We start from the raw sequence: 20,979 nt of genomic DNA, 5'->3' as shown, positions 1-20,979 counted from the left end.
GTGGCTGCTATCGGGGCTGGAAAGCTATGCTAGAGTGCTCGGATAACTCGATGAACAGGTACTGCGGGATTTCGTCGTCTCAAAGGGAAGGGAGGCCATTGCGACGCGACCGGGCAGGCCATGCTGGGGCTGTATGCGTAATTTGCTGATGTTGCTTCTGGGCTTGTTGCCCATGCTGGCCGGTGCCGTCGAGTTCGACGCAGGTACCCGGCACATTCCGTTGGGCAAGGTCATGCAGGTGTTTGAGGACCGCGAGGGCAGTGCCAGCATCGCCCAGGTCAGTGCGCCGATCTTCGCCAGCCGCTTTCGCACCCACGATGCCGATGTATTGAATGCCGGTTACTCGACTTCAGTGTTCTGGCTGAAGGTCGACCTGCACTACGTTGCCACGGCCGATGCCACGCCACGCCAGTGGTTGCTGGAACTGGCCTATCCGCCGATGGACCACCTGGAGCTCTACCTGCCGGATGCCGATGGCGTGTTTCGCCTGGCCCAGCGCACCGGCGACGCCTTGCCCTACGACACCCGGCAGATCCGCCAGAACAACTACCTGTTCGAGTTGCCGCTCGCCCCTGGCCAGTCAACCACCGCCTACCTGCGCCTGCACAGCCAAGGGTCGGTGCAGGCGCCGCTGGCGCTGTGGTCGGCCGAGGCCTACATGGAAGACCAGCCGACCCGCCTGTATGTGCTGGGGATGATCTACGGCGTGCTGCTGGTGATGCTGGTGTACAACCTGTTCCTGTACCTCAGCGTGCGCGATGTCAGTTACCTCTACTACATCCTCTATATTGCATCGTTCGGCCTCTACCAGGTGTCGGTGAACGGTGCCGGGGTGGCCTACCTGTGGCCGGACAGCCCCTGGTGGGCGAATGCCGCCACGCCCTTCTTCATTGGCGCCGCAGGCCTGTTCGGCTGCCAGTTCGCCCGCCATTTCCTGCGCCTGGGCAAGCTCAGCCGTGGTTATGACCGCCTGCTGCAGTTGCTGATGCTCGGTGGCGTGCTGGTGATGGTGCTGGCCGTGAGCATGCGTTACGGCATTGCCTTGCGCATGGCCACGGTGTTGGCCCTGCTGTTCACCGTGAGCATCTTCAGCGCCGGCTTGTATGCCTGGGTTCGCGGCGTGCGGGTAGCGCGCTGGTTCATCATCGCCTGGAGCGCGTTCCTGCTGGGTGGGCTGGTCAACACCTTGATGGTGCTGGGCTACCTGCCGAACGTGTTCGTCACCATGTACGCCAGCCAACTGGGCTCGGCCCTGGAGGTGGCGCTGCTGTCGCTGGCCCTGGCGGACCGCATCAACAGCATGCGCGAACGCCAATCGCAGACCCTGCGTGAAACCGGGCGCACGCTGGAGCATTTGAACCAGCAGCTGGCGCGCAGCAACCACCTCAAGGACGAATTCCTCGCCACCGTGACCCACGAGCTGCGCACGCCGATGAACGGTGTGATCGGTTCACTGGAACTGATGCAGACGCTGCCCATGGGCGCCGAGATGGCGCAATACCACCGCACGGCGGTGGGTTCGGCCCAGGGCATGATGGACATGGTCGACGATATCCTCACCCTCACCGAGCTGCAGGCCGGCCGCCTGCGCGCCCAGGCCGCCCCCTTCAGCCTGCGGGGCATGCTCCAGGACCTGCGGGCCGGGCATGCCGGGATGGCGCTGGGCAAGGGCCTGTACCTGAGCCTGGACATCCCTGCGGAACTGCCCGACGACCTGCTGGGCGATGCGCAGAAGGTGGCTCGTTGCCTGGGCTGCCTGCTGGACAATGCGCTCAAGTTCACCCACCAGGGTGGGGTGATGCTGCAGGTGCGCGGGCGGCGCCTGGGGCCCGACAGCCTGGCGTTGACCTTCACCGTCAGCGACAGCGGCATCGGTTTCGATGACTTGGACCAGGCGATCCTCTACCAGCGCTTCTTCCAGGTCGATGGCTCGATGACCCGGCGTTACGGGGGCCTGGGCATTGGCTTGTCGATCTGCCGGAAGCTCGCTGAGCTGCTGGGCGGCAAGCTGTCCCACGAGTCGACCCGCGGCCTGGGCAGCCGCTTCGAATTGAGCCTGAACCTGGAAATCTCCCAGATGCAGATGCCCTCCGGCAGGACCGTTTCGGGCGCTACACGCTTCTGACAGCGCATCGCGAGCTCCTACTGGATTACGCAGGCCGGGTAGGAGCGAGCAAAGCTCGCGATGCGCTGCACAGCAGCGCCAATCCATCGTTCCTAAAACAGAACGCTAAAGCCAAAAACCACTATCTACCGCTCCAAAGGTGATGGTTTTAATCTTCTCCCATCAACGCGAAACACCCAACTTACTGAAAATCAAAACCCTTAGGAGCTACCCAAATGACTAACTTCAAATACAACCGCCTGAACAAAGACGACGCCGCCGTACTGCTGGTCGACCACCAGGCTGGCCTGCTGTCCCTGGTGCGCGACATCGAGCCGGATGCCTTCAAGAACAACGTGCTGGCCCTGGCGGACCTGGCCAAGTTCTTCAACCTGCCGACCATCCTCACCACCAGCTTCGAGCAAGGCCCCAACGGCCCGCTGGTGCCGGAACTCAAGGAACTGTTCCCGGACGCCCCATACATCGCCCGCCCAGGCCAGATCAACGCCTGGGACAACGAGGATTTCGTGAAAGCGGTGAAGGCCACCGGCAAGAAGCAGCTGATCATCGCTGGCGTGGTCACCGAAGTGTGCGTCGCCTTCCCGGCCCTGTCGGCCCTGGAAGAAGAGTTCGACGTGTTCGTGGTAACCGATGCCTCCGGCACCTTCAACGAAATGACCCGTGATGCCGCCCACGACCGCATGAGCCAGGCGGGCGCTCAACTGATGACCTGGTTCGGCGTGGCCTGCGAGCTGCACCGCGACTGGCGCAACGACATCGAAGGCCTGGCGGCGCTGTGCTCCAACCATATTCCGGACTACCGCAACTTGATGACCAGCTACAACGCTTTGACGGCTGGCAAGTAAGAGCGCGCCGCTCGCGCGGCGCATCGCGAGCTTTGCTCGCTCCTACCCGGGCCCTGCACAACTGCACAACTGCACAACTGCACAACTGCACAACCCCCCGTAGGAGCGAGCAAAGCTCGCGATGCGCTGCAAAGCAGCGCCCAATCATTGTTGTGACATCCCCCCGCGAGTGCTTCACTGGGCCATTCAGACACGCCCGGATCCAGGAGCTCTCGATGAACCTGCACCAGTACGCTGAAACCCACGAAGTCACCAACCAGCCACCGCCGCTCGATGGCGCCAACCTGTACCGCCTCGACCTGCCGCTGCAGCAATGGTCACGGCACTTCGGGGCCGGCTGGGCCGAATCGCGGATCGATGCCTACGGTGCCCTGGCCGGTGGCCCGCTGATGGCCGCCGGGTTCCTGGCCAACGCACACAAGCCCGAGTTCAGCAGCCACGACCGCTTCGGCCACCGCATTGACCTGGTCGAATTTCACCCTGCCTATCATCAACTGATGCGCACCGCCGTCGAACATGGCCTGCCCTCGCTGCCCTGGGCCGAGCCGCGCGCTGGCGCCCACGTGGCGCGGGCGTCGATGACCTACCTGCACAGCCAGGCCGAAGCCGGCAGCGGCTGCCCGTTGACCATGACCTTTGCTGCCGTGCCCGCACTGCGGCTGCAGCCTGAGCTTGCCGAATACTGGTTGCCGAAGATCCTTGCCCGCGAGTATGACCCACGCAATGTCGGGGACCGGCACAAGGCCGGGGTGACCATCGGCATGGCCATGACCGAAAAGCAGGGCGGCACCGACGTGCGCGCCAACACCACCCGCGCCTACCCGGTCGGCAGCCCGGGGCCTGGCCAACCCTATGAGCTGGTTGGGCACAAGTGGTTCTGCTCCGCGCCCATGTGCGACGCCTTCCTGACCCTGGCCCAGACCGACAAGGGCCTGAGCTGCTTCCTGCTGCCGCGCCACCGCCCGGATGACAACCGTAACCAGTTCTACATCCAGCGCCTGAAGAACAAACTCGGCAATAGCTCCAACGCCTCCAGCGAAGTGGAGTTCCGCGGCGGCCTGGCCTGGATGGTGGGTGAGGAGGGGCGGGGCGTGCCAACCATCATCGAGATGGTGGCCATGACCCGCTTCGATTGCATGGTCGGTTCCAGCGCCCTGATGCGCCAGGCACTGACCCAGGCCACCCACCACTGCGCATACCGCAAGGTTGGCGGCCGGGTATTGAACGAGCAGCCTCTGATGCAGAACGTGCTGGCTGACCTGGCCCTGGAAAGCGAGGCGGCGCTGGCCCTGAGCCTGCGCATGGGGCAGGCCCTGGAGCAGCTTGACGACCCGCAACAAGCGCATTTCGCCCGCCTGGTCACGGCGGTGGGCAAGTACTGGATCTGCAAACGGGCGCCGGCCATGATCAACGAGGCCGCCGAATGCCTGGGCGGTGCTGGCTATGTCGAGGACAGTATCCTGCCGCGCCTGTACCGGGAGGCGCCGGTCAACTCGACCTGGGAAGGCTCGGGCAATGTGCAGTGCCTGGATGTGCTGCGGGCCTTGTCCAAGGAGCCAGGGGTGCTCGATGCACTGTTCGCCGAATTGGGCGACGGCCACGGTGACCCGCGCCTGGCAGCGCATATCGGCAATTTGAAAGGGGCATTCACCGACACCAGCGACATCCAGTACCGGGCGCGGCAACTGACCGAAGACATTGCCCTGGCGCTGCAGGCTAAGTTGCTGCTGGAGGCGGGCAATGCAACCGTCAGCGATGCGTTCATCGGCAGCCGCCTGGCAGGCGGGGGCAGGGTGTACGGCGCATTGCCCCGCGGGGTTGACGTGCAAGCCCTGGTGGCAAGGTCGACGCCGGCCTGGGCCGGTTGAGTTGCCTGCTTCGCTTGAAGGCGCGGGCTTGACCCGTGAATCAGGCAACACCGATCAATGGGGGTGAATTTACCCAAGAAGGCAGGCAAGATGGCTGGCATGCATGTCCAGACAGGAAGCCCAGTGTGAGCCAAGCTTTTGTAGTCGTAGATACCCCCGAACAGGCCGTCGACCGTCTGGCGGCCCTGCATGACCAGGCCACCGGGGCGCTGAGCCAGGCCCTCAAGCGCTACCTGAAGGACCGTACCGAGCCAAATGCCGATGAGCATGCCCTGTTCCGCTACCCGGCACTGCGCCTGACCTACCACAGCCACGGTGAAGTCGCCGCCACCACCCGCGCCTATGCCAAGGTCCAGGTGGCCGGCACCTACAGCGTCACGGTCACCCAGCCTGCGGCGTTTCGTGGCTACCTGCTGGACCAGCTGCGGCCCTTGATGCACGACTACACGGTAACCGTGGAAGTTGGCGTCAGCGAACAGAACATTCCTTACCCCTATGTGGTCGACCAGGGTGATGAGCTGGCCGGCAGCGGTATCACTGCCGCAGAGCTCGCCCGCGTATTCCCCAGCACCGACCTGTCCGCCGCCACCGACAATATCGCCGATGGCCTGTACGACTGGGGCAACGCCGAAACCCTGCCGCTGGCGCTGTTCGACGCCGCCCGCGTGGACTTCTCGCTGCGCCGCCTGGTGCACTACACCGGCAGCGACTGGCGCCATGTGCAGCCATGGATCCTGCTGACCAACTACCACCGCTACGTCGACCAGTTCATCAGCCACGGCCTTGAGCAGTTGCGCGAAGACCCACGCTTCGTGCGCATGGTGCTGCCAGGCAACGTGGTGATCGAGAAGGGCATGGACCACGGCGAGGCCCAGGCCCTGGTGGCCAGCGTGATCTGGCACCGCTACCAGATGCCGGCTTACCACCTGATCGCGGCCGACGGTGACGGCGTCACCCTGGTCAACATCGGTGTCGGCCCGTCCAATGCCAAGAACATCACCGACCACCTGGCGGTGCTGCGCCCGCACTGCTGGCTGATGATTGGCCACTGTGGTGGCCTGCGCCAGTCGCAAACCATCGGCGATTATGTGCTGGCCCACGCCTACATGCGCCGCGACGGTATTCTCGACCGCGTGGTGCCGCCGAACATTCCGATTCCGGCCCTGGCCGAGGTGCAACTGGCCCTGCAGGAAGCCGCGGCGCAAGTGACCGGCGAGCGCGGCGAGGAACTGAAGAAGCGCCTGCGCACCGGCACCGTGCTGACCTACGACGACCGCAACTGGGAACTGCGCTGGGCCCAGGAGCGGCCGCTGATCAACCTGTCGCGGGCCGTGGCGGTGGACATGGAAAGCGGCACCATCGCTGCCCAGGGCTATCGCCTGCGGGTGCCGTATGGCACGTTGCTGTGCGTATCCGACAAACCCCTGCACAGCGAGATCAAGCTGCCGGGCTCGGCCAACGCCTTCTACAACCGGGCGGTCAGCCAGCACTTGAAAATCGGCATTGCCGCCCTCGACCTGCTGCGCACCGAGCTCAATTCGTTGCACTCGCGTAAACTGCGCAGCTTCGATGAGCCGCCGTTCCGCTGAGGATCCATGCCACTGCCACCCCGTTCCAAGCCGCGCCGTCCCCAGGCGCGGCCTGCCGGCCCCCGTCGCCAGGCCAAGGCGCCGCCGGCCGAGCCGCGCCTGATCCTGTTCAACAAACCCTTCGACGTGCTGACCCAGTTCAGCGACGGTGAAGGGCGGGCGACGCTCAAGGATTTCATCGATATCCCGGGCGTGTACCCGGCCGGGCGCCTGGACCGCGACAGCGAAGGCCTGCTGCTATTGACCAACGATGGCGGGCTGCAGGCGCGCATCGCCGACCCCAAGCACAAGTTGCCCAAGACCTATTGGGTGCAGGTAGAGGGCGAGCCGAGCGAGGAGCAGATCCAGCGCCTGCGCGATGGCGTTCAGCTCAATGATGGCCCGACCCTGCCGGCCGAGGCACGGCGCCTCGAAGAACCCGAACTGTGGCCGCGCAACCCTCCGGTACGCTTTCGCAAAAGCGTGCCGACCTGCTGGCTGGAGTTGGTGATCCGTGAGGGGCGCAACCGCCAGGTGCGGCGCATGACGGCGGCAGTGGGGCTGCCGACCTTGCGTCTGGTGCGGGTGCGGATTGGCGACTGGGCGCTGGATGGGCTTGAACAAGGTTGCTGGCGTGAAGTAGCGCCCAAGCTTTAGGCCCATCCGCGGGTAAACCCGCTCCCACTTGATGTAGGAGCGGGCTTGCCCCGCGAACAGGCCCTTGCAGGCCTATACCCCTTCGAGAAACGCCACCACCACGCTCTTGATAATGAAGGCCAGCACCCCAAGCCCAAGCACAAAGAACAGAATCAGCGTACCGAACCGGCCGGCCTTGGACTTTTTCGCCAAGTCCCAGACGATGAAACCCATGAACCCGATCAACACGGTCACCAGGATGATCATCATCCATTCTTCGAATACGGCGGGGTCCATCGGCGCTCTCCTGGCAGGCTAAATCGGCCGAGTATACGCCTGCCAGCGCGCAATTAACGGAGGTGGGTCAATGGCAGCTCGGTACTGGCCAGCACCTGGTTGAGCACAAAGCTCGAGCGCACACTGGTGACCCCTTCGATACGGGTCAGGCTGCCCAGCAGCAGCTTCTGGTAATGGTCCATGTCCGGCACCACCACCTTCAGCTGGTAGTCAGCGTCCATGCCGGTGACCAGGCTGCATTCAAGCACCTGTGGCAGGTTGCGAATGGCCGCCTCGAAGGTTTCGAAGCGCTCGGGGGTGTGCCGGTCCATGCCGATCAGCACGTAGGCCGTGAGGCTCAGGCCAAGCTTCTTGCGGTCGAGCAGGGCGACCTGGCGCGAGATATAGCCGTCGTCTTCCAGCTGCTTGACCCGACGCGAGCATGGCGATGGCGACAGGCCAATGCGCTCGGCCAGCTCCTGGTTGGAGATGCGCGCATCGCGCTGCAATTCGGCAAGAATGCTCAGGTCGTAGCGGTCAAGTTTGCTCATGGAAATGGCCTTTTCTGTTCGGATTGCGGTGAATTATCGATCCAGGGTTAAAAATTGCGCAAGTGCTATTTATCTGAGCAATCTTCGCAATCCTCTGCCGCACCTGCTCCCGTATCTTTAACTCCAGAATCACTGCCCGGACATCAGTCCACGGCGACGCGCCCTAGGCGGGCGGTCGCGGCCCGGCCATCCAACAGGATCTGCCAGGCCCCCGGGCTACACAGCGTCCAGAAGACGCTGTGAGGTGAGCCGGCATCACAAGTGCCGAGCACGGACGACAAATTCCAAAGGGAGGCCCCATGGCCTCCCTTTTTTCATGGCCGCGATTTCATCTGGCAGCGGCGTACAGGGGCGCCGCCGCCGCGTTAGACTGGCAGCATGCTGGTTTATTCACCGTGAGGAACAACATGAAGTCGCGCATCTGGCAGTTGGCAGGTGTTGGTTTGCTGGGTTTGAGCCTGAGCCTCGGGGCCATGGCCGAGGGGCCGGGCGAGGGCCATGAAGACGGTGGCCCCCGTCGCCCGCTCGGTTCGCGTGACCAGGTGCGCCAGACCGAGCCTGCCCGGCAGGGTTACTACCAGGACATTCCCCGGCGCAACGGCGACAACCGCCACTGGCAAGCCGGCGGCCCTGGCCAGCGCCCCGGTGGCGATTGGCAGGGCCGCCCGGACGGCCATGGCAATGGCTGGGGGCCAGGCCCGCAGTACCGCCCTGGGCACAATGTCGACCGCTTCCCGGACCGCTACTGGAAAGTGCCTTACCGCGGCCAGGACTACTTCTATTCCGGTGGCTACTGGTACCGCCCCCATGGCGGTGGCTACGTCGTGGTGACTCCACCCTATGGTGTGCGGGTCGGCTACCTGCCCTCCTATGCGCGGGAGGTCTGGCTGGGCGGTGCGCTGTTCTTCCTGGTAGCCGACACCTATTACCAGTACCTGGCCGACAGCCAGGAATACGTGGTGGTGAACCCGCCGGTTGGCGCACCCGCGCCGCTGCCGGCAGCGGCACCGGCGAACAATGTGTATGACGTGGTGGCGTACCCGATGTATGGGCAGGGCCAGGAGCAGCAGGACCAGGACCGCTACCAGTGCCACCGCTGGGCGGTCAGCCAGTCGGGCTTCGACCCGGCAACCGCGCCATACGCACCGCCAGCGGAAGTGGCAAGCAACTACCGCCGGGCCTTGGGGGCCTGCTTCAGTGGCCGAGGCTACAGCGTGAACTGAGCACTTGCGGGCGCGGGGTTACACCGGGTCGGCGTGCACCAACACGTCGGCTTTCGGGTACTGCTGGCGGATCACTGCCGAGGCGCGCACGCACAGGGCGTGCGCCTCGTGCAGCGGCAATTGCCCCGGCAGTTCCAGGTGCAGTTGCACGAACCACTGGTTGCCCGACACCCGCGTGCGCAGATCGTGCACGCCTTTGACGCCCGGTATGCCCAGCACCAACTCGACCATGGCTTCGCCAATGGCGTCGGGCAGCGCTTTGTCCATGAGGATGGCGGTGCTTTCCCGAGCGATCTGCACCGCACTCCACAGGATGTACAAGGCAATGCCCAGGCCGAACAGTGCGTCCAGTTGCGGCCAGCCAAAACCTGCCAGCAACAGGGCAAGCAGGATGCTGCCGTTCAGCAGCAGGTCGGAGCGGTAATGCAGCGAGTCTGCCCGCACTGCCGTCGAGCCGGTCAGGCGGATGACCTTGCGCTGGAACAGCAGCAGGGCGACGGTCAGTGCCAGCGACAGCAGCATCACCGCGATGCCGATGGCGGTGTCACCCAGAGGTTGCGGCGCCTGCAGGCGCTCGGCCGCCTGCACCCCGATCAACACCGCGCTCACCCCGATGAACAGCGCCTGGGCCATGCCGGCCAAGGCTTCGGCCTTGCCATGGCCGAACCGGTGGTCGTCATCGGCCGGGCGCAGGGCATAGTGCACCGCAAGCAGGTTGAGAAATGACGCCACGGCATCCAGCGCCGAGTCGGTCAGCCCGGCCAGCAGGCTGACCGAACCGCTCAGCCACCAGGCCACCGCCTTGCTCAATACCAGGATGCTGGCCACCGCCAACGACGCGCGGGTGGCCAGGCGCAGCAGGCGCTGGTGTTCGGCCGAGGTGGTCATGTGCGGGAAATCGTCCTCAGGCCGCCGGCACCAGGCCAAGCGCCGCCAGCTGTTCCACGCTGCCGCGGTGCTGGATCAACCGTGGGTCGTCCAGCGGCAGGCGCTGGCCCAGTTCGCTTTCCAGAATGGCCTGCAGCTTGAGGTTGTCGACCTTGCCGTCGGGGGTGATGGCCTGTTGCAGCTTGGCGGGCGCGACCTGGGCCGTGGTACCGCCAGGGAAGTAGATAGCGCCCGTGGCGAAGTCAACGCCAAAGGCGATCAGGCCAGGAATGACGTAGAACAGGATGCCGATTGCGTCGAGCGCAACGATCACCGGGTCGACCTTGCCGTCGATCTGGCCACGGCGGTCTGGGTAGAACAGCGTGCCACAGGCCGTCAATTGGGTGAGCAGGGTGGCAATCAGGGCGCCGCCAATGACGCGGGATGGGATGCGCATGTAAATCTCCGGAAAAGGTGTCCTGCAGGGTGGGCGAAGCGCCAGCACCTGATGCTAAGACCATGATAGAGCAGGCTCGGTTCGCCGTTATACTCGCCGCACTGTTCGAGGACCACCATGATTTCATTACCAATCGATGCCGTTTTGCCGGCCCTGCGCCAGGCCCTGGAAAACCGCGACGAAGCCGTGCTCGAAGCACCGCCCGGCGCCGGCAAGACCACCCGCGTGCCGCTGGCGCTGCTGCACGAGCCTTGGCTGGCCGGGCAAACCATCCTCATGCTTGAACCCCGCCGCCTGGCCGCCCGTGCGGCGGCCGAGCGGCTGGCCAGCGAGCTGGGGGAAAAAGTGGGTGAAACGGTGGGCTACCGCATTCGCCTGGACAGCAAGGTCGGGCCCAACACCCGTATCGAAGTGGTTACCGAAGGCATCCTCACCCGCCGCCTGCAGGCCGACCCCGCGCTCGACGGCGTGGGCCTGCTGATATTCGACGAATACCATGAGCGCAGCCTGGACGCCGACCTGGCCCTGGCGCTGAGCCTCAATGGCCGCGAACTGCTGCGCGACGAGCCGCCGTTGAAGATCCTGCTGATGTCGGCAACGCTGGAGGGCGAGCGCCTGTCGCGCCTGTTGGGCGATGCGCCGGTGGTCAGTAGCGAGGGCCGCATGCACCCCGTGGATATCCGCTGGGGCCGCCCGTTCCAGCCGGGCGAGTTCATCGAGCCACGGGTGCTGGACAACGTGCTGCTGGCGCTCGCCGAGCAGCCTGGCAGCGTGCTGGTGTTCCTGCCCGGCCAGGCCGAGATCCGCCGCGTGCACCAGAGCCTGCAGGACGCCTTGGGCGAGCGGCCAGATGTGCTGCTGTGCCCGCTGCACGGCGAACTCGACCTCAATGCCCAGCGCGCAGCCATCGACCCGGCGCCCCAGGGCCTGCGCAAGGTGGTACTGGCCACCAACATCGCCGAAACCAGCCTGACCATCGACGGCGTGCGCGTGGTGATCGACGCAGGCCTTGCCCGGGTGCCGCGTTTCGACCCCGGCAGCGGCATGACCCGCCTGGACACCCAGCGCATTTCCCGCGCCAGTGCCACCCAGCGTGCCGGCCGCGCCGGGCGCCTGGAGCCCGGGGTGTGCTACCGGCTGTGGTCCGAGGCCCAGCACGAGCAACTGGCCGCCCATGGCAGTGCCGAAATCTTTCAGGCCGACCTGGCGGGCCTGGCCCTGCAACTGGCGCGCTGGGGCGTTACCCCCGAGCAGTTGCGCTGGCTCGACCAGCCGCCGCCGGCGGCCTTTTCCCAGGCCCAGGACCTGCTGGCGCGCCTGGGCGCGTTCAAGCCGGGCAGCCGCGACAACCTCAGCGAACATGGCCAGGCCATGGCCGAGTTGCCAGCGCACCCGCGCATCGCCCACCTGCTGTTGCGCGGCCAGCACCTGGGGCTGGCGAGCATGGCGTGCGATGTAGCGGCGTTGTTGGGTGAGCGCGATATCCAGCGCGGCGGCGGCGCCGACTTGCACAGCCGGCTGGCGCTGGTCAGCGGCCAGGACAAGGCCAGCCGCGCCAGCCAGGGCGGCGTGCAACGGGCCCGGCAGCTTGCCCGCCAGTACCGCGGCCTGTTGCGTGGCAAACCCGCTGCGGCGGTTGCCGACCCCGACCACCCGCGCTGGCTTGGCGCATTACTGGCGCTGGCCTACCCTGACCGGGTCGCCCAGCAGCGCCGCGAAGGCGGGGCCGAGTATCGCCTGGCCAATGGCCGTGCGGCCTTGTTCAGCGAGGCCGATGCGTTGATGAAATGCCCGTGGCTGGTGATCGCCGACCTGGGCAGCCGCCAAGGCCAACGCGAAGAGCGTATCTACCTCGCCGCCGAGTTCGACCCGGCGCTGCTCGATGGCGTGTTGGCCGAGCAGGTCGAGCGGGTGGATATCCTCGACTGGGACGAGCGCGAGCAGGTGCTGCGCGCCGAGCGCCAGGTCAAGGTCGGCGAACTGGTGCTCAGCCGCGAACCACTGCCCGGGCTGGATGACGAAGCCCGGGCCAAGGCCCTGCTTGGGCTGGTGCGGCGCAAAGGCCTGAACCTGCTGACCTGGACCCCGGAGCTGCGCCAATGGCAGGCACGTGTGTCGCTGCTGCGCCAGCTGGACCTGGACAAGGACGGCCACAGCGAATGGCCCGACCTGGGCGACGAGGCCCTGCTCGCCAGCCTGGAAGACTGGCTGCAACCCTACCTGGGCAAGGTTTCGCGCCTGAGCCACTTTGCCGCCCTGGACCTCTCGTCGATGCTGCGCAACCTGCTGCCCTGGCCACTGCCCCAGCGCCTGGAGGAACAGGCCCCGACACACCTTGGCGTGCCGTCTGGGTCGAACATCCGCCTGGATTACAGCGAAAATCCGCCGATTCTCGCCGTGCGCCTGCAAGAGCTGTTTGGCCTGGCCGATACCCCGCGCATCGCCCAGGGCCGCCAGCTGGTCAAGCTGCACCTGCTGTCACCGGCACGTCGGCCGGTGCAGGTCACCCAAGACCTGGCCAACTTCTGGCGTACCACTTATGCCGAAGTGAAGAAGGACCTCAAGGGGCGTTACCCCAAGCATTACTGGCCAGACGACCCGTTGGTGGCCGAAGCCACTGCACGGGCCAAGCCAAGGGGCACCTGAGCCCCTGATGGTCACTGCGCGGGCTGGGTTTCCAGCAGCATGAACAGCCGGTACAGCACCACGGTGCTGAACAGCTGCAGGAAACCGCTGAGGCTGTCCATGGCCAGTTCCATGCCGGGGGCGGGGTCGGGGAAGGCCATCAGCAGCAGGCCGTCGATCAGCCAGATCGGCGCCAGCACGCCGAGCACGCATAGCATGATGCGCAGGAAGTGCCCGGTGGTCATGCGCGCGCTCTCGCGCATCGCCTGCACTACCGGCAGGCCGCGCAGCACCAGCAGGTACTCGGCGAACACCAGGTTGATCATGATCCACACGCCAGGGAAAACGAACAGCGCCAGGCCCGCCATGATCAGCAGCGAGCTGATCAGAATCAGCAACGCCAGCTGCGGCCATAGCTGCACGGCGCGGGCGAACAGGTCGCGGCGCGGCACGTCCTGGCCGTTGCTGCGGGTGTGCAGGTAAAGAATCAACGCTGCGCTGTAGAGCGGGTAGAACAGCAGGCTGACGAGCATGCCGTAGGCCGGGGAGGCCTGGTCGCCCAGCTGGCGGTACAGCAGCTGGGTCACCAGGGCCTCCAGCACCACCAGCGGCAGGCACAGCGGGATGATGTTCGCCAGGTGGCGGCGGAAGAAGTACAGGGAGTCGCGCAGAACGCTCAGCGGATTCATCGGTCAACATCGCATGGCAATTGAAGCAGGGGTGTCACTTTAGCCCAGAGCGGTAACTTGCTGAAAAAAGTTTCACCCGCCTGGTGATTGAATCCGCCGCTGGAGCGCCCCATCTTTGACACGTCCGATGTCCTGCTAGCCCACGAGGTAGCCCCATGAACACTGATGAACAAACCCTGATCGACGGCCTGTTCGGCCGCATCAAGCAAGCCGAAGACCCCAGCCAGCCCCGTGATGCCCAGGCCCAGGCGTGCATCGAGGAGCACGTGCGCCAGCAGCCGGCTGCGCCTTACTACATGGCCCAGGCGATTCTGGTTCAGGAAGCGGCCATCAAGCGCCTGGACGAGCAGAACAAGCAACTTCAAGCCGACTTGCAGCAGGCCCGTGCCCAGGCCGAGGCCAACCGTGCCAGCGCGGCCAGCAGCAGCGGCAATGGCGGAGGCGGTTTCCTCTCCAGCATCTTTGGTGGTGGCGCACGCAGCAACCCAGAGCCGGCACCACAGCCACGCCAGGCCAGTGCGCCGGTGCCGTCCGGTGGCGGCTGGCGCGAGCCGAGTGCCCCGGGTTTTGCCCAGCAGCCCCAGGCGCAGATGCAACAGCCGCAAGCGGGTTTCGGTGCCGCCCCGGCGCGCAGCGGTGCCAGCAGTTTCCTCGGCGGCGCGATGCAGACCGCAGCCGGCGTGGCCGGTGGCGTGCTGCTGGCGCAAGGCATCAGCAGCCTGTTCAACCACCACTCGCAGCCTGAGGAAGTGGTGGAAGTGATCAAGGAAGAACCGGCGTCTGCCAGCGATACCGCGGGTTGGAACGATCAGGGCGGGCAGGAGCACGTGGCTGACAACGGCGGCTGGGGCAATGACCAGGGTGGTTTTGCCGACACCGACTATGGCAACGACGATGGCGGGTTCTTCTCGGACGACGATACGTACGTCTGACCGGTCTGGCATACTGCTGGCATTCCTGGGGGCGCATCGCGCCCCTAATCGCGGGCAAGCCCGCTCCTACAGTGATCGAGTGAGGTCCTGTGGGAGCGGGCTTGCCCGCGAAGTTTTCAGACGACGAGGTTTCCAGGTGAAAAAGATTGCGCTGTTCGCCGACGTGCAGAACCTCTACTACACCGTGCGCCAGGCCCACGGTTGCCACTTCAACTACACCGCACTGTGGAACGCCGTCAGCCGTGAAGGCGAGATAGTCGAGGCCGTGGCCTATGCCATCGACCGAGGTGACAGCAAGCAGCAGCAGTTCCAGCAGATTCTGCGCAACCTCGGCTTCGAGGTGCGCTTGAAGCCTTTTATCCAACGCAGTGACGGCTCGGCCAAGGGTGACTGGGACGTGGGTATCACCCTTGATGTGATCGATGCGGCCAGCCGGGTCGACCAGGTGGTTCTGGCCTCCGGTGATGGGGATTTCGACCTGCTGCTGGAGCGGGTGATCCAGCGCCATGGGACCGAGGCCGTGGTGTATGGCGTGCCGGGGCTGACGGCGCTGTCGCTGATTCGTGCGGCCAGCCGTTATGTGCCGATTGAAGGCCGGTTGTTGTTGAGGCATTGAGGCGCAGAAGTGTGCCGCCCATTTCAGCCTGTTTTGTAACTTATCTTTACGCTGGCAGCCCCCTACAATCAGTCACCCGAAAACGGATGTCCGAGTTCCCTGCCATGCCTGCCTCCCGTCGTTTCCCGCTGTTGCTTATCGGCGCCTTCCTGGCGTTGTACCTGGTGTGGGGTTCCACCTACCTGTTCATCCGCATTGGCGTTGAGTCCTGGCCGCCGATGCTGATGGCCGGTGTGCGCTTCCTGACTGCCGGCGGCCTGCTTTACGGCTTCCTGCGCTGGCGCGGAGTACCGGCGCCGACCTGGCCACAGTGGCGGGCGGCCGGTGCCGTGGGCTTTCTGTTGCTCAGTTGCGGCAACGGTGGCGTGACGGTGGCCGAGCACGCTGGGGTGGCATCCGGCGTCGCGGCACTGGCCGTGGCCACGGTGCCGTTGTTCACCCTGCTGTTTGGCCTGCTGTTCGGCCATCGCAACTCACGCCTGGAATGGGCCGGGATCCTGCTCGGGCTGCTTGGCATCGGCTTGCTCAACCTTGGCTCCAACCTGCAGGCCAGCCCCATCGGTGCGGCGCTGATCCTGTTCGCCGCCGCGTCCTGGGCGTTCGGCTCGGTGTGGAGCAAGAGCTTGCCCTTGCCCCAGGGCCCCATGGCCAGCGCCGCCGAGATGCTGGTCGGCGGCGCGGTGCTGCTGCTGGGCAGTGCGCTGTCCGGTGAACGCATGACGCAAATGCCCAGCGCCGCTGGCTGGGGCGCGCTGGCCTACCTGGTGCTGTTCGGATCGATCCTGGCGTTCAGCGCCTACATGTACCTGCTCAAGCACGTGCGCCCGGCAGCGGCCACCAGCTATGCCTACGTCAACCCGGCGGTGGCGGTGCTGCTGGGCATCGTCTTCGCTGGCGAACACATCGGCGCTGAAGAATGCCTGGCCATGGCGGTGATCATTGGTGCCGTGGTGCTGATCGGCCTGCCGCAGTGGCGCAAGGCGCCAGCGCAGCCGGCGAAGGGCGAAATCTGCAAGTAGGCAGGGGCGATGCGGTAAACTTGCCGCCTTCGCTGAACCCCCTGACGGTATTGCCATGAATTTCGCCAAACTCGGCCTGATCGAACCGCTGCTGCGCACCCTGCAGCAGCTCGACTACACCACGCCCACCCCGGTCCAGGCCAAGGCCATTCCCGCCGTGCTGGCCGGCCGCGACCTGATGGCCGCCGCCCAGACCGGCACCGGCAAAACCGCCGGCTTCGCCCTGCCGGTGCTGCAGCGCCTGGCCCTGGAAGGGGAGAAGGTCGCCAGCAACTCGATCCGCGCGCTGGTGCTGGTGCCAACCCGCGAACTGGCCGAGCAGGTACACGCCAACGTGCGCGAGTACGCCGAGAACCTGCCGCTGAGCACCTATGCGGTATACGGCGGTGTCAGCATCAACCCGCAGATGATGCGCCTGCGCCGTGGTGTCGACCTGCTGGTGGCAACGCCAGGCCGCCTGCTCGACCTGTTCCGCCAGAACGCCGTAAAGTTCAACCAGGTGCAGGCCTTGGTGCTCGACGAAGCCGACCGCATGCTTGACCTGGGCTTCGCCGAGGAACTGCAGGCGGTGTACGCCGCCTTGCCGCGCAAACGCCAGACGCTGTTGTTTTCCGCCACCTTCTCCGACCAGATCCGCATGCTCGCAGGCCTTGCCCTGAACGACCCGCTGAGCATTGAAGTGAGCCCGCGCAACGCTGCCGCCACCACGGTCAAACAATGGCTGGTGCCGGTGGATAAAAAGCGCAAGGCCGACTTGTTCGTTCACCTGATGCGCAAGCAGCGCTGGAAGCAGGTGCTGGTGTTCGCCAAGACCCGCAACGGCGTCGACCAGCTGGTCGAGCGGCTGCTGGCCGAGGGCGTGAACGCCGACGGCATCCACGGCGACCGCCCGCAGGCCACCCGCCAGCGTGCGCTGGACAGCTTCAAGGCGCGTGAAATCCAGGTGCTGGTGGCGACGGATGTCGCGGCCCGTGGCCTGGACATCGATGACCTGCCGCTGGTGGTCAACCTCGACTTGCCGATCGTGGCCGAGGACTACGTGCACCGCATCGGCCGTACTGGCCGGGCGGGTAACAAGGGCGAGGCGATTTCGCTGGTGTGCGCCGATGAAGTGCAGCTGCTCTCGGCGATCGAGGTGCTGACCCGGCAGACCTTGCCGCGCCATGAGGAACCGGATTTCATCCCTGAGCACCGGGTGCCGATGACCGATGCCAGTGGCCAGGTGGTCAAGAAACCGAAGAAGCCCAAGAAGCCCAAGGAGAACAGCGCCAAGCGTGGCCTGGGGCGTTGGCTGGACAGCGCCGAGGCCGGCGCCGCCGAGCCGCCGGTCAAGGCCGTGCGCAAGGTACCGAGCTTCAACAGCGGGCCGCGCAAGCGCAAACCCTAAGCCTTGGCGCCGCTTGTGCGGCGCATCGCGAGCTCTGCTCGCTCCTACCAGGTCAGGGCCGGCTAGGCGTTTGGTAGGAGCGAGCGCAGTTCGCGATGCGCAGCCCAACTAGCTGCGGGATTTCAACCAACCCGCCGCCGCCCGCCCGGCGCGCAATCCGCTGGCAAAGCACGCGGTCAGCAGGTAGCCACCGGTAGGCGCTTCCCAGTCAAGCATCTCGCCTGCACAGAACACCCCCGGCATCCCCCGCAGCATCAACCCTTCATCCAGCCCTTCGAAACGCACCCCGCCGGCGCTGCTGATCGCCTCATCCAGCGGCCGTGTGCGTACCAGGTTGATCGGTAGCGCCTTGATCGCCCGCGCCAGCGCCAGGGGGTCGGCAAACGTCGCCGGGTCGGTCAGCTCCCGCAGCAACCCGGCCTTGGCTCCGTCGATGCCCAGCTGGCCATGCAGGTGCTTGGCCATTGAACGCGACCCACGCGGTTTGGCCAGGGCCTGGGCGATTTTATCCACAGGCTTGTCGGGCAGCAGGTCGAGCAACAGCGTGGCCTGCCCGTTGCCTTCGAGGGCCTGGCGCAGCGGCGCCGACCAGGCATACACCAGGCTGCCTTCGACACCCTGGGCGGTGAGGATGAACTCGCCCTTGCGCGGCGCCAGCCCCGGCATGCTCAGGGCGATGTTCTTCAACGGCGCGCCAGCGAACTTATCCACCAGCAGTGGGCTCCAGCCTGCCACCTCGAAGCCGCAGTTGCTCGGCCGCAGCGGCGAGATATCCACAGCCCGCTCGGCCAGCAACGGCTGCCAGGCGCCGTCTGAACCGAGCCGCGCCCAACTGCCGCCACCCAGGGCCAGCACCACGGCATCGGCTTTCAGCTGCAATTCACCCTGTGGATAAGCGATTCGCAGCGTCCCGTCGGCATGCCAGCCCAGCCAGCGGTGACGGGTGTGGATAACTATCCCGCTGTCGCGCAGGCGCTTGAGCCACGCGCGCAGCAACGGCGCGGCTTTCATGTCGGTGGGGAACACCCGGCCCGAGGTGCCGACGAAGGTGTCGATACCCAAGCCGTGAATCCACTGGCGCAGGGCATCGGCATCGAAGTCCTGCAGCAGTGCATCGATTTCCCCCTGGCGTTCGGCATAGCGCGAGACGAACTGTGGATAAGCTTCCGAGTGGGTGATGTTCATGCCGCCCACGCCTGCCAGCAGGAACTTGCGCCCCACCGACGGCATGGCGTCGAACACCTGCACGGCCAGGCCCTGTTGGGCCAGGGCTTCGGCAGCCATCAGGCCGGCCGGGCCGGCACCAATGACGACGGCCAGGGGAGGGGATGCGGGGTGGTTATTGGGCATGGCGGGCAGCAGGCTGTGGAAAAGAATGCGCATTCTAGCGCAGCCTGGCGGCTTCAAGCACTGTACAAAAAATGAACACTATTCTGAAGCCAGCGTGATACAAGGGCTGCAGCCGCTTTCCCGCAGGTTATCCACAAGCGGTTCCACAGTCATTGTGAACAACCGAGCACCCGCGCCGCGCTGTGGTGAAGGATGCCGTGGCGCCTGGCCAAGGCTTCGCGGTCCTTGCTGTAGCCGCCACCAATTACGCCCACCACTGGGATATCCCGGCCCAGGCAGTGGCACATCACCTTTTCGTCCCGCGCGGCCACACCCGCATCGGTCAGTTGCAGGTAGCCCAATGCATCGTCCTTGTGCACATCGACCCCGGCGTCGTACAGCACCAGGTCGGGTTGGTACAGCGGCAGCAGGTAGTTCAGGGCGTCTTCCACCACCTGCAGGTAGGCGGAATCGCCCATGCCGCGCGGCAGGGGAATGTCCCAATCGCTGTGGGCCTTGCGCGCAGGGAAGTTCTGCTCGCAGTGCAGCGAAACGGTGATCGCCTCGGGGGTGTCGTGAAGAATGCGCGCGGTGCCATCGCCCTGGTGTACGTCGCAATCGAAGATCAGCACCCGGTGCACGCGGCCGGCTTCGAGCAGGTAACGGCTGATCACGGCCAGGTCGTTGAAGATGCAGAAACCGGCGGGGTGGTCGTAGTGGGCGTGATGGGTGCCACCGGCCAGGTGGCAGGCAATGCCATGCTGCAGGGCCAGCTCGGCAGTCAGCAGCGAGCCACCCACCGCCCGCACGGTACGCCGTGCCAGGGCTTCGCTCCAGGGCAGGCCAAGGCGGCGCTGGTCCTCGCGAGACAGTTCGCCGTTCATGTAGCGCTCGATGTAGCTGCGCTCGTGGGCCAGGGCAAGGATGTCGTTGGGGCAGATTTCCGGGCGCAGCAGGGCCTGGTCGGTGGTCAGCCCGCTGGCCACCAGGTGGTCGCGCAGCAGGCGAAACTTGTCCATCGGGAAACGGTGCTCGGCGGGGAATTCCGGGCTGTAGTCATCGTGGTAGATCAGCGGCAACGGCATGGGGAGTTCGCAATCAGGGCCAGCGCTGATCTTGCCATGGCCGAGGAGGGTTTGGGGACCTCGGCCGTTTGCTTATCGCCCGGCGCTGGCCAGTACCCGTTGCCAGTCCGGCTCGTTCAGGCGGCCAAGGATCCGCGCCTTGCCGTTGCCATCGACGGAAACGAACAGGGCGCTGGCATAGCCGCTCTCGCGCTCGCCACCGGCCACCTTCTGCTGGCGGGCGAAGTGGTCGATGCAGCCGTTGTGGGTCACCAACACCAGGTTGTGCCCAGCACGCTTGCGTGCCAGCGCCTCTTTGGCGAAGCCGCTGTCGCAGCTTTCCAGCCAGGCCTCGCTGGGCATGGCCTGGCCGAGGATGAAGTGCGCGGTCTGCTGGGTGCGCAGTTTCGGGCTGCTGAGCAGGTCGCTGTTGGCCAGGCCCAGTTGCTTGAGGCCTTGGCCAACCCGGGTGGCCGCTTCGGCGCCGGCCACGGTGATGCCGGTAGGGTCGTCCAGGCACGGCCCGGGCGCACTGTCGCAGCGTTCGGCATGGCGGATCATCACGATCACCGCGCCCTCGGCCCAGTCCTGCAGCAGGCCGCTTTCACTCAACTGTTGCTCGTTGCCAAGGTCCACGATATGGGTCCTCGTCGCCAGCCAGGTGGTCACTGCCGCAATGACCATGCACAGGCCGAGGGCGGCACCGAGGGCTTTGCGCGACAGGCGTCGCTTGCGACGGGCGTGGATGGCGGGATGGCCCAAGGTGTTGCTCGGCTGCATGCGTCACTCCAATGGCGCGGCGGTGGGTGATGGCAGTGTGCTAAACCGTCTGTCGGGGGCTGGTGAAGCGCGTGTGAAAATTCTATTCAGGCCGCTGCGGGCTGGGTGAAAGCCCTGGCTGC

The 20,979-nt window shown here is 65.6% G+C and carries 19 protein-coding genes; 11 read left to right on the top strand and 8 right to left on the bottom strand.

What is annotated here, in order from left to right; genetic code table 11:
- Positions 1 to 133 precede the first annotated feature (133 nt).
- The 5 genes from F3J44_RS15280 to F3J44_RS15260 all read left to right on the top strand — a co-directional run bounded on the left by F3J44_RS15280 (position 134) and on the right by F3J44_RS15260 (position 7,063).
- On the top strand, positions 134 to 2,125 hold the full coding sequence (locus F3J44_RS15280) for a hybrid sensor histidine kinase/response regulator (RefSeq protein WP_167273841.1): 1,992 nt from the start codon (positions 134 to 136) through the stop codon (positions 2,123 to 2,125).
- A 215-nt stretch (positions 2,126 to 2,340) separates the two neighbouring features.
- On the top strand, positions 2,341 to 2,970 hold the full coding sequence (gene ycaC / locus F3J44_RS15275) for an isochorismate family cysteine hydrolase YcaC (RefSeq protein ID WP_167273838.1): 630 nt from the start codon (positions 2,341 to 2,343) through the stop codon (positions 2,968 to 2,970).
- Between the two features lie 215 nt (positions 2,971 to 3,185).
- Entirely contained in the window at positions 3,186 to 4,838 is a 1,653-nt protein-coding gene (locus tag F3J44_RS15270; RefSeq protein WP_167273834.1) for an acyl-CoA dehydrogenase family protein, read from the top strand.
- A 125-nt stretch (positions 4,839 to 4,963) separates the two neighbouring features.
- Entirely contained in the window at positions 4,964 to 6,427 is a 1,464-nt protein-coding gene (amn, locus tag F3J44_RS15265) for an AMP nucleosidase (protein WP_167063450.1), read from the top strand.
- 6 nt (positions 6,428 to 6,433) lie between these two features.
- Positions 6,434 to 7,063: a pseudouridine synthase gene (locus tag F3J44_RS15260; RefSeq protein WP_167273831.1), complete on the top strand. Its 630-nt coding sequence runs from the start codon at positions 6,434 to 6,436 to the stop codon at positions 7,061 to 7,063.
- A gap of 72 nt (positions 7,064 to 7,135) precedes the next feature.
- Here the strand turns inward: F3J44_RS15260 and F3J44_RS15255 are convergent, their stop codons facing one another.
- The gene (locus F3J44_RS15255; protein ID WP_027592638.1) at positions 7,136 to 7,339 is read right to left on the bottom strand and encodes a DUF2788 domain-containing protein; all 204 of its coding nucleotides are present in this window, start codon (positions 7,337 to 7,339) and stop codon (positions 7,136 to 7,138) included.
- A 53-nt stretch (positions 7,340 to 7,392) separates the two neighbouring features.
- Positions 7,393 to 7,869, bottom strand: a complete 477-nt coding sequence (locus F3J44_RS15250) for an Lrp/AsnC family transcriptional regulator (RefSeq protein WP_003249795.1) — start codon at positions 7,867 to 7,869, stop codon at positions 7,393 to 7,395.
- A gap of 407 nt (positions 7,870 to 8,276) precedes the next feature.
- On the opposite strand from F3J44_RS15250, the gene F3J44_RS15245 reads away from it, so the two are divergent.
- Positions 8,277 to 9,092, top strand: a complete 816-nt coding sequence (locus F3J44_RS15245) for a DUF6515 family protein (RefSeq protein ID WP_167063461.1) — start codon at positions 8,277 to 8,279, stop codon at positions 9,090 to 9,092.
- Between the two features lie 18 nt (positions 9,093 to 9,110).
- On the opposite strand, the gene F3J44_RS15240 is transcribed toward F3J44_RS15245, so the two are convergent.
- Together F3J44_RS15240 and F3J44_RS15235 are read right to left on the bottom strand one after the other, a co-directional pair.
- On the bottom strand, positions 9,111 to 9,980 hold the full coding sequence (locus tag F3J44_RS15240; protein ID WP_167273829.1) for a cation diffusion facilitator family transporter: 870 nt from the start codon (positions 9,978 to 9,980) through the stop codon (positions 9,111 to 9,113).
- Between the two features lie 16 nt (positions 9,981 to 9,996).
- On the bottom strand, positions 9,997 to 10,416 hold the full coding sequence (locus F3J44_RS15235; protein WP_167273827.1) for a polyribonucleotide nucleotidyltransferase: 420 nt from the start codon (positions 10,414 to 10,416) through the stop codon (positions 9,997 to 9,999).
- A 117-nt stretch (positions 10,417 to 10,533) separates the two neighbouring features.
- Between F3J44_RS15235 and hrpB the strand changes: the two genes are divergently transcribed.
- The gene (hrpB, locus tag F3J44_RS15230; RefSeq protein WP_167273824.1) at positions 10,534 to 13,062 is read left to right on the top strand and encodes an ATP-dependent helicase HrpB; all 2,529 of its coding nucleotides are present in this window, start codon (positions 10,534 to 10,536) and stop codon (positions 13,060 to 13,062) included.
- Between the two features lie 11 nt (positions 13,063 to 13,073).
- Here hrpB and F3J44_RS15225 read toward each other — a convergent pair whose 3' ends face one another.
- Positions 13,074 to 13,730 (bottom strand): YciC family protein, encoded by a 657-nt coding sequence (locus tag F3J44_RS15225; RefSeq protein ID WP_167063484.1) that lies wholly within the window; start codon positions 13,728 to 13,730, stop codon positions 13,074 to 13,076.
- A gap of 155 nt (positions 13,731 to 13,885) precedes the next feature.
- On the opposite strand from F3J44_RS15225, the gene F3J44_RS15220 reads away from it, so the two are divergent.
- The 4 genes from F3J44_RS15220 to F3J44_RS15205 all read left to right on the top strand — a co-directional run bounded on the left by F3J44_RS15220 (position 13,886) and on the right by F3J44_RS15205 (position 17,684).
- Positions 13,886 to 14,662, top strand: a complete 777-nt coding sequence (locus F3J44_RS15220) for a DUF2076 domain-containing protein (RefSeq protein WP_167273822.1) — start codon at positions 13,886 to 13,888, stop codon at positions 14,660 to 14,662.
- A 136-nt stretch (positions 14,663 to 14,798) separates the two neighbouring features.
- Positions 14,799 to 15,278 (top strand): NYN domain-containing protein, encoded by a 480-nt coding sequence (locus F3J44_RS15215; RefSeq protein ID WP_167273819.1) that lies wholly within the window; start codon positions 14,799 to 14,801, stop codon positions 15,276 to 15,278.
- 104 nt (positions 15,279 to 15,382) lie between these two features.
- On the top strand, positions 15,383 to 16,297 hold the full coding sequence (gene yedA, locus F3J44_RS15210; protein WP_167063497.1) for a drug/metabolite exporter YedA: 915 nt from the start codon (positions 15,383 to 15,385) through the stop codon (positions 16,295 to 16,297).
- Between the two features lie 55 nt (positions 16,298 to 16,352).
- Positions 16,353 to 17,684 (top strand): DEAD/DEAH box helicase, encoded by a 1,332-nt coding sequence (locus F3J44_RS15205; protein ID WP_167273817.1) that lies wholly within the window; start codon positions 16,353 to 16,355, stop codon positions 17,682 to 17,684.
- Positions 17,685 to 17,792: 108 nt separating this feature from the next.
- On the opposite strand, the gene F3J44_RS15200 is transcribed toward F3J44_RS15205, so the two are convergent.
- The 3 genes from F3J44_RS15200 to F3J44_RS15190 form a co-directional block, all read right to left on the bottom strand.
- A complete protein-coding gene (locus F3J44_RS15200) occupies positions 17,793 to 19,067 on the bottom strand; it encodes a TIGR03862 family flavoprotein (protein ID WP_205299910.1) in 1,275 nt (424 codons plus the stop codon).
- A gap of 116 nt (positions 19,068 to 19,183) precedes the next feature.
- Positions 19,184 to 20,098 (bottom strand): histone deacetylase, encoded by a 915-nt coding sequence (locus F3J44_RS15195; RefSeq protein ID WP_167273814.1) that lies wholly within the window; start codon positions 20,096 to 20,098, stop codon positions 19,184 to 19,186.
- A 72-nt stretch (positions 20,099 to 20,170) separates the two neighbouring features.
- The gene (locus tag F3J44_RS15190; RefSeq protein WP_167273812.1) at positions 20,171 to 20,857 is read right to left on the bottom strand and encodes a histidine phosphatase family protein; all 687 of its coding nucleotides are present in this window, start codon (positions 20,855 to 20,857) and stop codon (positions 20,171 to 20,173) included.
- Positions 20,858 to 20,979 lie beyond the last annotated feature (122 nt).

Source organism: Pantoea sp. Tr-811 (assembly GCF_011752535.1).
GTDB lineage: Bacteria > Pseudomonadota > Gammaproteobacteria > Pseudomonadales > Pseudomonadaceae > Aquipseudomonas.
The sequence above is the reverse complement of the archived record's forward strand: the minus strand, read 5'-3'. Positions and strand labels throughout refer to the sequence as shown.